The 13,874-nt window shown below is 64.0% G+C and carries 12 protein-coding genes; 10 read left to right on the top strand and 2 right to left on the bottom strand.

Translation table 11 applies throughout. The annotated features are described in order from the left end of the window. Nucleotides 1–57: 57 nt before the first annotated feature. A complete protein-coding gene (locus B384_RS0112140; RefSeq protein ID WP_019483376.1) occupies nt 58–2,004 on the bottom strand; it encodes a propionyl-CoA synthetase in 1,947 nt (648 codons plus the stop codon). Nucleotides 2,005–2,189: 185 nt separating this feature from the next. On the opposite strand from B384_RS0112140, the gene B384_RS0112135 reads away from it, so the two are divergent. The 4 genes from B384_RS0112135 (at nt 2,190) to B384_RS0112120 (ending at nt 6,497) form a co-directional block, all read left to right on the top strand. Then, entirely contained in the window at nt 2,190–2,873 is a 684-nt protein-coding gene (locus B384_RS0112135) for a GntR family transcriptional regulator (RefSeq protein ID WP_019483375.1), read from the top strand. After that, the gene (locus B384_RS0112130; RefSeq protein ID WP_019483374.1) at nt 2,866–4,398 is read left to right on the top strand and encodes an MmgE/PrpD family protein; all 1,533 of its coding nucleotides are present in this window, start codon (nt 2,866–2,868) and stop codon (nt 4,396–4,398) included. Before B384_RS0112135 ends, B384_RS0112130 begins: the two co-directional genes overlap by 8 nt. Next, on the top strand, nt 4,399–5,352 hold the full coding sequence (gene prpB, locus B384_RS0112125; RefSeq protein WP_019483373.1) for a methylisocitrate lyase: 954 nt from the start codon (nt 4,399–4,401) through the stop codon (nt 5,350–5,352). It begins immediately after the preceding gene. Then, nucleotides 5,349–6,497 (top strand): bifunctional 2-methylcitrate synthase/citrate synthase, encoded by a 1,149-nt coding sequence (locus tag B384_RS0112120; RefSeq protein ID WP_019483372.1) that lies wholly within the window; start codon nt 5,349–5,351, stop codon nt 6,495–6,497. Before prpB ends, B384_RS0112120 begins: the two co-directional genes overlap by 4 nt. A 573-nt stretch (nt 6,498–7,070) precedes the next feature. On the opposite strand, the gene B384_RS0112115 is transcribed toward B384_RS0112120, so the two are convergent. After that, the gene (locus B384_RS0112115) at nt 7,071–8,057 is read right to left on the bottom strand and encodes a LacI family DNA-binding transcriptional regulator (protein ID WP_272942574.1); all 987 of its coding nucleotides are present in this window, start codon (nt 8,055–8,057) and stop codon (nt 7,071–7,073) included. A 255-nt stretch (nt 8,058–8,312) separates the two neighbouring features. Between B384_RS0112115 and B384_RS21140 the strand changes: the two genes are divergently transcribed. Genes B384_RS21140 through B384_RS0112090 form a run of 6 tightly spaced genes read left to right on the top strand, consistent with a single transcriptional unit; the run spans nt 8,313 to nt 13,859 of the window. Beyond that, entirely contained in the window at nt 8,313–8,831 is a 519-nt protein-coding gene (locus B384_RS21140; RefSeq protein WP_443110859.1) for a M28 family peptidase, read from the top strand. Then, the gene (locus B384_RS21135) at nt 8,828–9,613 is read left to right on the top strand and encodes a M20/M25/M40 family metallo-hydrolase (RefSeq protein WP_019483369.1); all 786 of its coding nucleotides are present in this window, start codon (nt 8,828–8,830) and stop codon (nt 9,611–9,613) included. The genes B384_RS21140 and B384_RS21135 overlap by 4 nt, the downstream gene beginning before the upstream one ends. Before the next feature lie 44 nt (nt 9,614–9,657). Further along, nucleotides 9,658–10,413: a DUF5058 family protein gene (locus B384_RS0112105; RefSeq protein ID WP_019483368.1), complete on the top strand. Its 756-nt coding sequence runs from the start codon at nt 9,658–9,660 to the stop codon at nt 10,411–10,413. A 28-nt stretch (nt 10,414–10,441) separates the two neighbouring features. After that, on the top strand, nt 10,442–11,173 hold the full coding sequence (locus B384_RS0112100; RefSeq protein ID WP_019483367.1) for a hypothetical protein: 732 nt from the start codon (nt 10,442–10,444) through the stop codon (nt 11,171–11,173). Between the two features lie 44 nt (nt 11,174–11,217). Beyond that, nucleotides 11,218–12,447: an amidohydrolase gene (locus B384_RS0112095; RefSeq protein WP_019483366.1), complete on the top strand. Its 1,230-nt coding sequence runs from the start codon at nt 11,218–11,220 to the stop codon at nt 12,445–12,447. After that, nucleotides 12,444–13,859, top strand: a complete 1,416-nt coding sequence (locus B384_RS0112090; protein WP_019483365.1) for an amidase — start codon at nt 12,444–12,446, stop codon at nt 13,857–13,859. The genes B384_RS0112095 and B384_RS0112090 overlap by 4 nt, the downstream gene beginning before the upstream one ends. The last annotated feature ends 15 nt before the right edge of the window (nt 13,860–13,874 follow it).

Genomic DNA, 13,874 nt, shown 5'->3' with positions numbered 1-13,874 from the left:
CCCGCCGCGTCCCGCGGTACGGCACCCGAGGGCGGCCCGAGTTCGAATACTCCTGGATCAGCTAGATCCCACACCCCTGGGTTGCAGCACCGGCTTCATGGCATCCAGCACACTTTGATCCTCGATGGTGGAGGGCACTACGTAATCCTCGCCGGCAGCGATCTGACGCATGGTCTTGCGGAGGATTTTCCCGGACCTCGTCTTCGGCAGGCCATCCACCACCACAGCCTGCTTGAAGTCGGCTACTGGGCCGATCTGGTTCCTGACCAGGTCCACCAGTTCCTGTTGAAGCGTCTCCGCGCTGATGCTGGCCCCGGCTTTGAGCACCACATAGCCGCTGGCGCGCTGCCCTTTCAGTGCGTCGGCCAACCCGATGACGGCGCATTCAGCAACAGCTGGATGCTGAGCCAGCACCTGCTCGATAGCCCCGGTGGAAAGCCGGTGCCCCGCCACGTTGATGATGTCGTCGGTGCGGCCCATGACGAAGACATAGCCGTCGTCGTCGAGGTAACCGGAGTCGCCCGTAACGTAGTAGCCGTCGAAAGCGCTGAGATATGAGCTGATGAACCGTTCGTCGCTCCCCCACAGGGTGGGCAGCGTCCCGGGAGGCAGCGGCAGTTTCAACGCGATGTTGCCCTCGGTCCCGGCGGGCACCTCTTGGCCGTCGCCGTCGAGAATCCTCAGGTCATACCCGGGCTGCGGCAAGGTCGGCGAGCCAGGCTTGATGGGAAGTTCCTCGATTCCCCGCGGGTTCGCGCAGATGGGCCAGCCCGTCTCGGTTTGCCACCAGTTGTCGATCACTGGCACACCGAGTGCCGTTCCGGCCCAGTGGTACGTGTCGATGTCGAGCCGCTCGCCGGCGCAGAACAGCAACCGCAGGCTCGAGGTGTCGTAGTGCTGCAGCAGCGCCGCCTCCGGATCAACCTTCCGCACCGCACGCAACGCCGTCGGCGCGGTGAACATAACGTTGATCCGGTGCTCGTCGATCAGCCGCCAAAACGCGCCGGCATCGGGCGTGCCGACCGGTTTCCCCTCGTACAGGACCGTGGTCGCCCCCACGAGCAGCGGCCCGTAGACGATGAACGAATGACCCACCACCCAGCCCACATCCGATGCCGTCAACATCACATCACCCGGGCCGACACCGAATATGTTCGTGATCGACCAGGCCAGGGCAACGGCGTGGCCGCCGTTGTCCCTCACCACACCCTTGGGGGACCCGGTGGTTCCCGACGTGTACAGGATGTAGAGCGGGTCAGTCGCGAGGACGGGGACCGGGTCGGCTGGGTCGGCGGTGGCAAGCGCGGTGTCCCAGTCCAGCCAGACGGTCTCCGATCCCCGGGTGCCCGACGTCGGAGGCTCCGACGTCGAACCGTACTCGGACGCTTGGTGGAGGAACCCATCACGGGATTTCACGATCACCGTGGCCACCCGGTGGTCGCTGAGGTCGAGAGCCTGGTGCACTGACGGGAGGTACTCGATGGGCCCGCGGGGCTCCAGACCACCAGACGCCGTCACGACGACGGTGGGCCGGGCATCCTGGATCCGTGAGGCGAGTTCCTTCGCGGCAAAACCACCGAAGACCACCGAGTGGACCGCCCCGAGGCGTGCGGTGGCAAGCATCGCGATCACCGCTTCCGGCACCATGGGCAGGTAGATAACCACCCGGTCCCCCTTGGCCACTCCCTGCGAGCGCAGCACCCCGGCAAAGCGTGCCACCTCATCGCGCAATTCGGTGTAGGTGTATTCCCGCGCCAGGCCAAGCATCGCCGAATCGTAGATCAGGGCCGTGGCGTCGCCCCGCCCGGCCTCGATGTGCCGGTCCAGGGCGTTGTAGGAGGTGTTCAGCTCTCCGTCGGGAAACCACCGGTGAAGTGGCGCGTGTGTGCTGTCTACTGCGGTGGTCGGTGGCCGCGTCCAGGTCACCGCCTGAGCCGCTTCCAGCCAGAACTCGTCGGGTGCCTCAAGGCTTTGGCGATACAGCGTGCGATAGTCCTGGCTCATTGAGCTCTCCTCCACGTCAGTGTGTTGTGGTGTCATCCTACTGAGCAAGCCCGCGCCGTGTATACAGAGAATGCGGAATTGTCCATCTTTTCGGCTGATATCTTGCGGTACTGGTCCTCCTTGTATACATTTGCAGTACTAGTGAACACCGTCACCGGTACAGGCCAGCGTCGGCAGGAGGATCAATGCGAGCCAGCGACAGGGCCTACGCCGCACTAAAGTCCGACATTGTCGAATGGCGTCTGATCCCCGGGACAGTACTCGCCGAAGTTGAGCAGTCGGCCCGGCTCGGAGTCTCACGAACCCCCCTGCGGGAAGCACTCGCCCGGCTCGGCGCGGAAGGCTTGACCGCCGCGCAGGCCGGACGCGGCGTCGTCGTCACCGATATTTCCCTGGCCAAAATGACCCAGCTGTTCGACGTGCGCCTGGCTCTGGATTGCAAGGCCGCAGAGCTGGCCGCGGTGCACCGGGACCCCCACGTCTTCACCGCTCTGGCGCAGCGCTTCGAGGCCGCGTCCAGCCTCATCGCCGGTACCGACCCCGACCGGCGCGATTACTATGCCCTGGTCTCGGAACTGGACGTCGCCGTCGACGACGCCGCGGACAACCAATTCCTCCGCCAGGCGCAGGGCCAACTACGCGCGCAACTCGTGCGTATCAGGCGCCTCGCCAAAGACAACAGCGAACGGCTGCTCGCCTCAGCTGCCGAGCATGCGCAGATCGCCCGGTCAATCGCCGGTGGCAACACCGATCTGGCGATAGCCGCCACCAAGATCCACCTGCACAACAGTCTTGCCCACCTGCTGGCGTCGAAACTTAGCTTCGACGCCGGATTCGCCCCATCCCGAAAGGCTCACCTCAATGGTTGAACATCATCTGGTCCGCACCCACCGCAGCGACGAAAACCTTCCCCGCGAGGAGCAGCTCGCCTACCGGCTGGCGNNCGCTGCCGATCCGGTGGAGGTCGACACCGACGTCGCCGACATGGTGATCAACCGCATCATCGATAACGCCTCGGTGGCCGTCGCCTCGTTCACGCGCGCCCCAGTGGTCGCCGCCCGCGCCCAGGCCACCAGCCACCCGGCGTCGTCCAACGGTGCCGGCGCCACCATCTTCGGCATCCAGGAGAAGACGTCCCCCGAGTGGGCTGCCTGGGCCAACGGCGTCGCCGTTCGGGAACTGGATTACCACGACACGTTCCTGGCCGCCGACTACTCCCACCCTGGCGACAACATTCCGCCAATCCTCGCCGTTGCCCAGCACACCGGGCGATCAGGGCGGGACCTGCTGCGCGCGATCACCACCGGCTACGAGATTCAGGTGGACCTGGTGAAGGCCATCTGCCTCCACAAGCACAAGATTGACCACGTGGCGCACCTCGGCCCGTCGGCGGTTGCTGGGATCGGCACGTTGTTGGAGCTCGACGTCGAAACCATCTTCCAGTCCATCGGCCAGGCCCTGCACACCACCACTGCCACCCGTCAGTCCCGGAAGGGCGAGATTTCCACCTGGAAGGCTCATGCTCCGGCCTTCGCCGGGAAGATGGCGGTGGAGTCAGCGGACCGGGCGATGCGCGGCCAGACCTCCCCCACCCCGATCTACGAGGGCGAAGACGGGTTCATTGCGTGGCTGCTGGACGGCCCGGACGGCAGGTACGAGGTTCCGCTACCGGCGGCCGGCGAAGCCAAGCGGGCCATTCTTGACACCTACACCAAGGAGCACTCGGCCGAGTACCAGGCGCAGGCCCTGATCGACCTCGCCCGCAAGCTCCATGCGGCCCACCCGGAGGCCGCCGATCCCGAGCAGGTGCAGTCGATCGTCATCCACACCTCGCACCACACCCACAACGTGATCGGGTCCGGTGCGAACGACCCGCAGAAGTACGATCCCACCGCGTCACGCGAGACCCTCGACCATTCGATCCCCTACATCTTCACGGTCGCATTGCAGGACGGCTCCTGGCACCACGTCGATTCCTACACCCCGGAGCGGGCTGGCCGGGCCGACACCGTGGCACTTTGGCAGAAGGTCACTACGCTGGAGGACCCGGAGTGGACCCGGCGTTACCATTCGCTGAACATCAGCGAGAAGGCCTTCGGCGGCCGGGTGGAGATCACCCTGACCGACGGCACGGTCCTCACCGACGAGCTGGCCGTCGCCGACGCGCACCCCCTCGGCGCCCGGCCATTCGCCCGGGAGCAGTACATCAACAAGCTACGCACCCTGGCCGCGGGCCAGGACGGCCACCGGATTGTCGACGAGGCAGAGATCGACCGGTTCCTCGCCGTCGTCGAGCGGTTGCCGGAGCTTGCGGCAGGCGAACTGGACCAGCTCAACCTCGTCGCCGCTGCCGGCGTCATTGACCCCGCCACCGCCCCGAAGGGACTGTTCTAAATGTTGTACTCAGCCATCACCCCCGAGCAGAAGCGCATCGCGTTCCGGGAGGGTCTCGCCTCGGGCCGGATCCAGCAGTTCCCCGGTGCATTCAATCCCCTGTCGGCACGGCTGATTGAGGACAAGGGGTTCGACGGCGTCTATATCTCCGGCGCGGTCCTCGCCAACGATCTCGGCCTACCGGATATTGGCCTGACGACGCTCACCGAGGTCGCCACCCGTGCCGGGCAGATCGCCCGGATGACCGACCTGCCATCAATTGTCGACGCCGACACCGGCTTCGGTGAGCCAATGAACGTGGCGCGGAGCATCCAGGAACTGGAAAACGCTGGCCTGGCCGGTTGCCACATTGAGGACCAGTTCAACCCCAAACGGTGTGGGCATCTGGATGGCAAGAACGTGGTGGATCTGGACACGGCCACCAAGCGCATCCGGGCGGCCGCCGACGCCCGCCGTGACCCGAACTTCCTGATCATGGCGCGGACCGACATCCGCGGCACCGATAGCCTTCAGGCGGCCAAGGACCGTGCCAAAGCGCTGGTGGACGCCGGTGCCGACGCGATCTTCCCCGAGGCGATGCGGGACCTGACCGAATTCCAGGCCATCCGCGACGCCGTCGACGTCCCCATCCTCGCCAATATGACCGAGTTCGGAAAGAGCGAGTTGTTCACACTGGACCAGCTCGCCTCGGCGGGAGTCAACATGGTGATCCATCCCGTCACCCTGCTGCGTAGTGCAATGGGCGCCGCGGAGCGTACGCTGGAAATCATCAAGGCCGACGGCACCCAGCAGGGGGCCGTCGGAGCCATGCAGACCAGGGCGCGTCTGTACGAGCTCGTGGACTACGAGGCGTACAACCGTTTTGACACCTCGGTTTTCAATTTTCAGGTGCCCGGTTCACCGGAGCACACGACGCAGCAGGCCCCTTCCGCCGTTGAACAGGAGTCCCCATGACAGAAACGACAGAAACGCAGATCTACAAAGGCCTGGCCGGAGTCACCGTCGACACCACGGCCATCTCGATGGTCAATTCCGACACCAACTCGTTGCTCTACCGCGGGTACCCGGTGCAGGAGCTGGCCGCAAGGTGCAGCTTCGAGGAGGTTGCCTACCTGATGTGGCATGGCGAGCTTCCGTCGAAGGACCAGCTGGCCGAATTCACTGCGTTCGAGCGTAGCCACCGTGCGCTGGCCGACAATGTGAAGGCAGCGATTGATCTGCTGTCCACCTCGTGCCACCCGATGGACGTCGCCCGCACCGCCGTGTCGGTGCTCGGCGCCAACCACCCCAAGGCATCGGATTCCTCCCCCGAGGCCAACCTCGAGAAGGCGATGGAACTCTTCGCAGCGTTCCCCGCCGTCGTCGCCTACGACCAGCGCCGTCGTCGTGGTCAGGAGATCGTCGCCCCGCGGGACGATCTTGACTATTCGGCGAACTTCCTCTGGATGACCTTCGGTGAGGAAGCTGCCCCCGAGGTCGTCGAGGCGTTCAACGTGTCGATGGTGCTATACGCCGAGCACTCCTTCAACGCCTCAACCTTCACCGCCCGGGTCATCACTTCCACCCTGGCTGACCTTCATTCAGCGGTGACCGGGGCCATCGGTGCACTGAAGGGCCCCCTGCACGGTGGAGCGAACGAGGCAGTGATGCACACGTTCGAGGAGATCGGCATCCGCACCGACGAGTCCCGGGAAGAGGCAGCCGCCCGCGCCAAGGCCTGGATGGAGGATGCTCTCGCCCAGAAGAAGAAGGTGATGGGCTTCGGCCACCGGGTCTACAAGAACGGCGACTCACGGGTGCCCACCATGAAGGGTGCCCTGGATCGGATGATCGAGCACTTCGGCCGGCCGGAGCTGCTCGGCCTGTACAGCGGGCTGGAATCCGCGATGGAGGAGGCGAAGAGCATCAAGCCCAACCTCGACTATCCGGCCGGCCCCACATACCACCTGATGGGCTTCGACACCGAGATGTTCACGCCCCTGTTCATCGCCGCCCGGATCACCGGTTGGACCGCCCACATCATGGAGCAGACCGCCACCAACTCCCTGATCCGCCCGCTCAGCGCCTATAACGGTCCGGAGCAGCGTCAGGTCCCCTAGCCTCCCTCCCTTGTATTGGATCGAGTCAACAGAAATGACGGGTTTTCCTTGGAGAACCCGTCATTTCTGTTAACTCGACCCTTTGGCGGGGCCTGTCGTTCAGGGTCGGCAGGGATGGCGGATGGCCCTTCGACGTACTAGCTGACGCGCCAGTGAACGACATCGCCATCGTGGGCTACCTGACGACGATGTTGGTCTTGGGGAGGGCCGTCTGGCCGGCGTGACGATCTCGATGAACAATGCAATCCGCCATCGCGGCATTCTGCCAGGACAGCACCAAGGGTTCCGCTGGCAATGATCAGGCCGAGGGGTGTCCCGCCCGGGGTCGTGTAAATCCACAGTCTTTTGAACCTGCAAAACAACTCGTGCAATGGCTCAACCAGGAGAGCGCCGAGAAGAATGAACACAGAGGCCTCGCCCGCGACGAACCCGGCAGCCAAATGATCGGATAGCTGCGGGGGTCCCGGCGGTGATATCCCCGTCACCCCAAATTGTGGTCCGTCGAGGTCGCCCTGGCAGCAGGGGCACAACGCGCCAGGTTTAGGCTCGCTGCCGGCTGTTGTTGGAACCCTTCTACTCCCAGCGTTCCACTGTCGTTGCGCGTGGGATGAGGACCGGTTTGAGGAGGACTGATTCCGCCTCCCCACCGTTGATTCTTTTCTGTAGCGCGTCAAAGCTGAGCTGCCCCATCTCCGTGAGCGCCGAGCGGACGGAAGTCAGCGGAACCGGCAGATTGGCGGCCAGGTCGACGTCGTTGTAGCCGACCAGCGCAACATCTTCGCGGAGCCGCTTGCCGACGGAGCGAATGGCGCCCATGGCACCGACGGCGGTCAGGTCGTCGACGGCGAAGATGGCTGACGGCGGGTGAGGGAGTCTCATGAGCTGCTCCCCAGCCATGCGCCCTGCCCGCGCGCCGAAGCCGGAATTCACCACGTAATAATCCTCCACCGGATACCCAGCTGCCTCGAAGGCGGTCCGGAACCCCTGACTTCGTTGCAGCCCGGTGCTCGCCAACAGATCTCCCGCAATTACGCCCACGCGCTGGTGCCCGAGGGAGAGCAGGTGCTCGGCTGCGAGCCGTCCACCCAGCTGGTCATCGGTTGTGACTGACAGGTGTCCGTCGAGCTTGCGCATCACCAGGACATAGGGAACGCCCCGCTGCTGGAGTTCAAACGCAGCGGTGTCGCCAAGATGGGAATCGCCAATGATCACCCCGTCGAGGCGTCGGGAGAGCAGGGCGTCAAGACGGTCGCGGCGCCGTGCCGGGTCATCGAGGGTGTTGGAGACGACTGTGGTGTACCCGGCGGCGCCAGCCGCCGCATCGATGCTTTCGTAAATCGTGGCCAACACCAGGTCAGTCAGGCGCGGCACCAGGACCCCTATGAGCCGTGAACTTCCGGTGCGGAGCGCAGCCGCCCCGACATCCCTGTGGTAACCGAGCATCGAGGCGAGCTCCCGAACCCGGCGAACTGTGTCGGTTCCTACCCCTGTGGGGTCTTCGCTGAGGGCGCGCGAAACGGTTGATACGTGGACCTGGGCGTGTCGGGCTACGGTCGCCAGTGTGACCGGCTTCTGGCGTTCCCATCCCGCGTAATCAGCGATAGCGCTGCTCCCTTCAATCCTTGAGGGCAGTCTATAGCCCCCGCCTCAAATCGAACGCAATGGTTTGCGCGATAGTTTGCGCGATCCTTTCTGCGTCAGATGTTATTTAGCCCGAAACCTTGACGAAATGCCTTATCAGTAGTGTGATGTACACCATATTCAACCAAGCACATCGCTTTGGGACAAAACGCAAACGTTTGCGTGAATCCTCAAATGTCCCCCATGGAAGGGCCCCCCTTGCGCACGTCCAACCAGACCACTGAAGCAGCAGACCGGCTGGCCGCCGGCATCACAGAGATCTCCGGCTACCGGGAAACCTCCCGCCCCGGGTGGACACGTGACGTGTTCAGCGAGGCCTACCGCGAATCCCGGCAGTGGACTGTCCAGCGGATGAACGACGCTGGGTTGGAGGTGCACACCGACGGCGCTGGCAACATTGTTGGCCGGCTCCCCGGGACGAACCCCGGCGCACCGGCACTCGTAACCGGCTCGCACACGGACACTGTCGACGGCGGTGGTCGCTTCGATGGAATTGTCGGTGTCTTGGGTGCCATCGACGCTGTGCGGCAGCTGCGCCAGAGCGACACCGTACTCACCCGGGACCTGTTGGTCGTCGACTTTTTCGGGGAAGAATCCAACCCCTATGGCCTCAGCTGTCTCGGCAGCCGCGCCGCGGCNCGGCTGGCGAGCTCACCGCCGCGGACCTGGATCGTACCGATTACCGCGGGATGACTCTGGGGCAGAGTTACTCAGACTTCAACCTTGACCCTGCCGCCACGCTCAGCTCGCAGTGGGCACGAAGAACGCCGCTCCATGCCTTTCTCGAACTCCACATCGAACAGGGACCCACCCTCGAACAGCGGGGGCTGCCCCTTGGCATCGTTACCGGAATCGCAGGCATCCAACGACTCCTGGCAGTGTTCACTGGCTCACCCGACCACGCCGGCACCAGGCCCATGACCGACCGAGCTGATGCAATGGTCGCCGCCGCTGAGGCCGTCCTGGCAGTCCGCAGGGAAGGGTGCGGCGCGCCCAACCACGGGGTTGCCACCACCACCCGGGTTGAATCCGAATCCCGCTCGCCCAACGTGGTGCCATCCCTGGTCAGGATGACCAGTGAGGTCCGCAGCGTTGACGCCGAGTGGCTTTCCGGTGTGAAAGGGCGCCTGGCAAAGGAGATCCTGGGTCAGGCGCACCAACACGGCGTCGAAGTGGACTTCACCTGGTCCACTGACAACGAGGTAGTCCGGACCCACTCCGGTGTCCACGACACCGCAGCACAGGTTGCCGACACCCTCGGTATCCCCTGGATGCCTGTACCCAGCGGGGCGACCCACGACGCCGTCCACATGGCAACTCTCGCGCCTATGGGAATGATCTTCATCCCTTCCAAAGCCGGGAAAAGCCACTGTCCCGAGGAATGGACAGACTTCACCGACGTCGCCACCGGGGTCACCGCGCTAGCCCAAACCCTCATTGCGCTCGACCAGGCAGACCTTTCCCGCCATGCCTAAACCACACCCTTAATAACCAGTCACTCATCCACCCTGGAGCAGCCATGAAAACCGCAGTCATGCCCGGAGGATCCACCGATATCCTCGCCATAGCCAACATTCCCATCCTGTGGATCCTTGCCATCGGAGTCTTCGGTGCGATCATTCTTCAATCAATCATCTATATGCGGGCCGCGCAAAAGGCCGGCCCGTCGGCAGGCATTTCGCAGGCAGAGCTGAAGACGTCCTTCCGCGCTGGCGCCGTAGCAGCCGTTGGACCATCTCTGGCCGTGGTCCTCGTCAGTGTTGCCCTGCTGACACTCTTCGGAACGCCCGCCGTGTTGGTGCGGATCGGCCTGGTCGGATCAGCGGCAACCGAATCGGCCTCAGCATCCCTTGCCGCAGCCACGATGGACGCGACCCTCGGTGGGCCCGACTACACCCAGGCAGTATTTGTCGTCGCTTTCATGGCGATGAGCATGTCAGGTGCCATGTGGATGATCGCCACGCTCGCCCTTACCCCGATCCTCAAGCGCGGCGACTCCAAACTGCGCCACGTTAACCCTGCGTTGATGGCTATCGTTCCGGCTGCCGCACTAATTGGTGCTTTCGCCAGTCTGGGCATCGCCGAACTCGGGAAAACCCCTGTTCACATCATCACCGTAATCGTCTCGGCCCTAGTGATGGGCATCTGCCTCTTCCTCGCCAAGACACTCTCCGCCGCCTGGCTTCGAGAGTGGGGCCTCGGTATCGCCATCCTGGTGGGACTCGCCGTCGCCTACTTCGCCCACACCGCCGGCCTCGCCCCCGCAGCGACCTGAGCAACTCCCCAACAAAAGGATTAAGCCCATGACATTTACAGCCACTGCTGAACAGACCGCGGCCGTCGACCAGTTTGACCGCACCACCTCCCGCTGGGGACGCATCACCATGATTATCGCGTTGGTGTTCTCCCTCTCGGCACCCATCTACCTGGTCCTCTTCACCGACCTCGGTATCACCTCCGGCATGATCTGGACGGCCTTCCTCGCCGTCGCTGCAGCCTTCTTTGTCCTCTGGTTCGTTGAACCCATCACCTACTACCCGGTGCTCGGTCCGGCAGCCATGTACCAGGCCTTCATGATCGGCAACATCGCCAACAAGCTGCTCCCCTCGGCCCTCGTCGCGCAGGCCACCGTCGGCGCGAAGGCGGGAACCAAGCGCGGCGAATTCTCGGCACTGATGGCCATCTGTGGAGCAGCAATGGTTCATGTGTTCTCCATGCTCCTGTTCGTCGGCGTTCTTGGCACCTGGCTGGTGAGCATCATCCCCACCGATATTGTCGACGTCGCAAGGTTCTACATCTTCCCCAGCATCATCGGCGCCGTCCTCGTTCAGCTCATCGTCACCATGAAGCAGCCCCGCGTGACAGTGATCGCGGTGGTAGTCGCCGCCGTCGTCCTGTTTGTCCTGGTGCCAGCCGTTCCGGCCCTCGCGAAGCCGGCCACCGGCATTGTGGTTCTGGTGACCGCCGTGCTCGCCTGGTTCCTCAGGTCCAAAACCGCCAATGCTCCAGTTGCCCAGGATCATCCAGAAGTCTGACCCACGTCACCCTCATCTTTCATCTCTCACACGATAGGAATCCCATGACTACCCAAACCACATCGCTTGAACTGTCCGCTGAGCACCGCACAGCCATGCACGAGCTCTACCGACACCTGCACGCCCACCCCGAACTGTCCATGCAGGAAACCCAGACCGCTGATTTCATTCTGAAGGCCCTCACCGATTTGGGAATCGAAGCGTACCTCTGCGGCGGGACCGGCGTCGTAGGTGTTCTCCGCAACGGGGAGGGCCCCGTGGTCGGATTCCGTGCGGACACCGACGGCCTGCCCATGCAGGAGGACACGGGCCTTGACTATGCCAGCCGGGCGAGAGGCACACTCGCTGACGGCACCGATGTCCCGGTGATGCACGGCTGCGGACACGACACCCACATCACCGCAGCCCTGACCGTAGCGCGGCTCCTCAGCGAGGGCACCGAAAGCTGGGCCGGCACCGTGGTGTTCATCTTCCAGCCCGGTGAGGAGACGGCGGCGGGAGCCAAAGCCATGGTCGAGGACGGTATCTGGGATAAGGCACCCAAGCCCGAGGTGATCTTTGGCCAGCATGTGTGGCCGGGTCTTGCGGGCACAGTGAACATCAGTCGTGGAACCGCCATGGCGATGGCTGATTCCTGGAAGATCACAGTGCAGGGACGCCAGGCGCACGGCTCCCAGCCAGAGCAGTCGATCGACCCGATAGTGCTCGGCGCCCACATGGTGGTTCGCATCCAGACCATCGTGGCCCGCGAAGTGCACCCGATGAAATCCGCAGTAGTCACCATCGGCACCTTCCACGCCGGTCTGAAGGAGAACATCATCCCCGATACCGCCGAGTTCTCCGTCAACGTACGCACGTTCGACCCCGAGGTGCGCGAACGGGTGCTCGATTCGCTCCGCCGCATCATCACGGCCGAGGCTGACGCATCCGGCGCGCCCGCACCGTCCATCGAGGAAATCTCAAGCTTCCCGCAGTGCTACAACGACCCGGACAGCACTGACGCGCTGATCAAAGAATTCCACTCCACCCTCGGGAGGGGCTCAGTCAATGAGGTGCCGCCAGTGATGGGCAGCGAGGACTTCGGCCTGTTCGCGACGGCAATCGGGGTCCCATCCGTGTACTGGATGTTCGGGGCGTACAGCCAGGAACGGCTCGACGCCGACGAGCCCCTTGCCGGGAACCACTCGCCGTTCTTCGCCCCAGACATCGAACCAACCCTCTCCACAGGCGTCCGCGCGGCCATGACCTCAATCCTGTCGAAGGTGGCGCGATGACCGGCAACCCCATGGATCTAACGGCGACTGCTCTCACGGCTGCAATTCGCCGTCGTGAGGTGTCAGCCCGTGAGGCGCTCGACGCGCACTTTGCCCGGATCGACGCGGTGAATGGCAGTATCAATGCCGTAGTGACCCAGGACCGGGACGGCGCGCAGCAGTTGGCGGCCGACGCCGACACGCTCGCGGCGTCCGGCGTTGACCTTCCGCCGCTCCATGGTCTGCCGATGACGCATAAGGACACGAATAACACCAAGGGAATGAGGACCACCCAGGGATCGGTCATCTTCAATGATCATGTGCCAGCCTTCGATGACCTGGTGATCGGCCGGCTCAAGGCCGCCGGAGTGGTGACGACCGGTAAGACCAATGTGCCCGAGTTCGCTGCCGGATCCCACACCTTCAACGAGCTTTTCGGCACCACGACCAACCCATACGACACGGCGCTGAGCGCCGGCGGGAGCAGTGGGGGCGCCGCGGCGGCGATCGCCTCCCGCATCCAGCCCCTCAGCGACGGCAGCGACATGGGCGGGTCACTGCGTATCCCGGCGTCCTTCTGCAACATCGTCGGCTTCAGACCCTCGCTCGGGGTGCTCCCCATGGCGCCGACCCGCAACGGCTGGGCCTGGCTGGGGCGGACAGGACTGATGGCGCGCAGCGTCGGCGACGTTGCGTTGGGAATGAGCGCGGTAACTGGGCCAGACCCGGCGGTGCCCTACCCCTACCCCCTGGGCTCCAAACGGTTCAGCGATCCGATGCAGCGCGATCTCACCGGACTGAGAATCGCGTGGTCACCCGATTTCGGGTTGGGTGTACCCGTGGAGAAGGAAGTGCTCCGCGTTCTCGAATCCCAGCTCCAGGTCTTCACGGACCTGGGCGCCACGGTCGACGAGGCAGCGCCGGACCTACGGGACGCCGACCAGGTCTTCGGCACGACCCGTGCTTTTGATTTCCTGCTCGCCTACGGAGCCCTGCTGGAAAAGCACGGCGATGTGATCAAGCCCGAGGTGCAGTGGAACGTCGAACAGGGCATGGCGCTGACCGGCCGCAATCTGGTGGACGCTGCGCTCGCGAGGACCCGTCTGGCGAATAGGGTATCCGACTTCTTCAAGAGGTACGACGTCTTTGCCAGCCCAACAGCCCAGGTGTTGCCCTTTGACGCGTCGCTGCGCTACCCGACGTCGGTGGAGGGGGTGGAGTTCGAGACCTACCTCGACTGGATGCGCTCAGCCTGCCTCATCTCGGCGACGGGAATTCCGGCGGTGTCGGTGCCAGCGGGATTCAGTTCCGGGGGGCTGCCGGTCGGTCTGCAACTGTCGATGGCTCACGGAATGGACGTTGACCTGTTGCAGGTTGCCCATGGTTTTGAACAAGCCACCGGGTATGCCAATCAACGCCCAATTCTGGATTGACTCGATCCGTACTGT

This window comes from Arthrobacter sp. TB 23, assembly GCF_000294595.1.
Taxonomy (GTDB): Bacteria; Actinomycetota; Actinomycetes; order Actinomycetales; family Micrococcaceae; genus Arthrobacter_D.
Note: the sequence above shows the minus strand (reverse complement) of the source record. Positions and strands in the feature narration are given on the sequence as shown.

What these genes read in the sequence shown, in the direction of transcription:
- B384_RS0112140 (WP_019483376.1), bottom strand. Translation starts at nt 2,004, where the DNA reads ATGAGCCAGGACTATCGCACGCTGTATCGCCAAAGCCTTGAGGCACCC.
- B384_RS0112135 (WP_019483375.1), top strand. Translation starts at nt 2,190, where the DNA reads ATGCGAGCCAGCGACAGGGCCTACGCCGCACTAAAGTCCGACATTGTC.
- prpB (WP_019483373.1), top strand. Translation starts at nt 4,399, where the DNA reads ATGTTGTACTCAGCCATCACCCCCGAGCAGAAGCGCATCGCGTTCCGG.
- B384_RS0112120 (WP_019483372.1), top strand. Translation starts at nt 5,349, where the DNA reads ATGACAGAAACGACAGAAACGCAGATCTACAAAGGCCTGGCCGGAGTC.
- B384_RS21135 (WP_019483369.1), top strand. Translation starts at nt 8,828, where the DNA reads ATGACTCTGGGGCAGAGTTACTCAGACTTCAACCTTGACCCTGCCGCC.
- B384_RS0112105 (WP_019483368.1), top strand. Translation starts at nt 9,658, where the DNA reads ATGAAAACCGCAGTCATGCCCGGAGGATCCACCGATATCCTCGCCATA.
- B384_RS0112100 (WP_019483367.1), top strand. Translation starts at nt 10,442, where the DNA reads ATGACATTTACAGCCACTGCTGAACAGACCGCGGCCGTCGACCAGTTT.
- B384_RS0112095 (WP_019483366.1), top strand. Translation starts at nt 11,218, where the DNA reads ATGACTACCCAAACCACATCGCTTGAACTGTCCGCTGAGCACCGCACA.
- B384_RS0112090 (WP_019483365.1), top strand. Translation starts at nt 12,444, where the DNA reads ATGACCGGCAACCCCATGGATCTAACGGCGACTGCTCTCACGGCTGCA.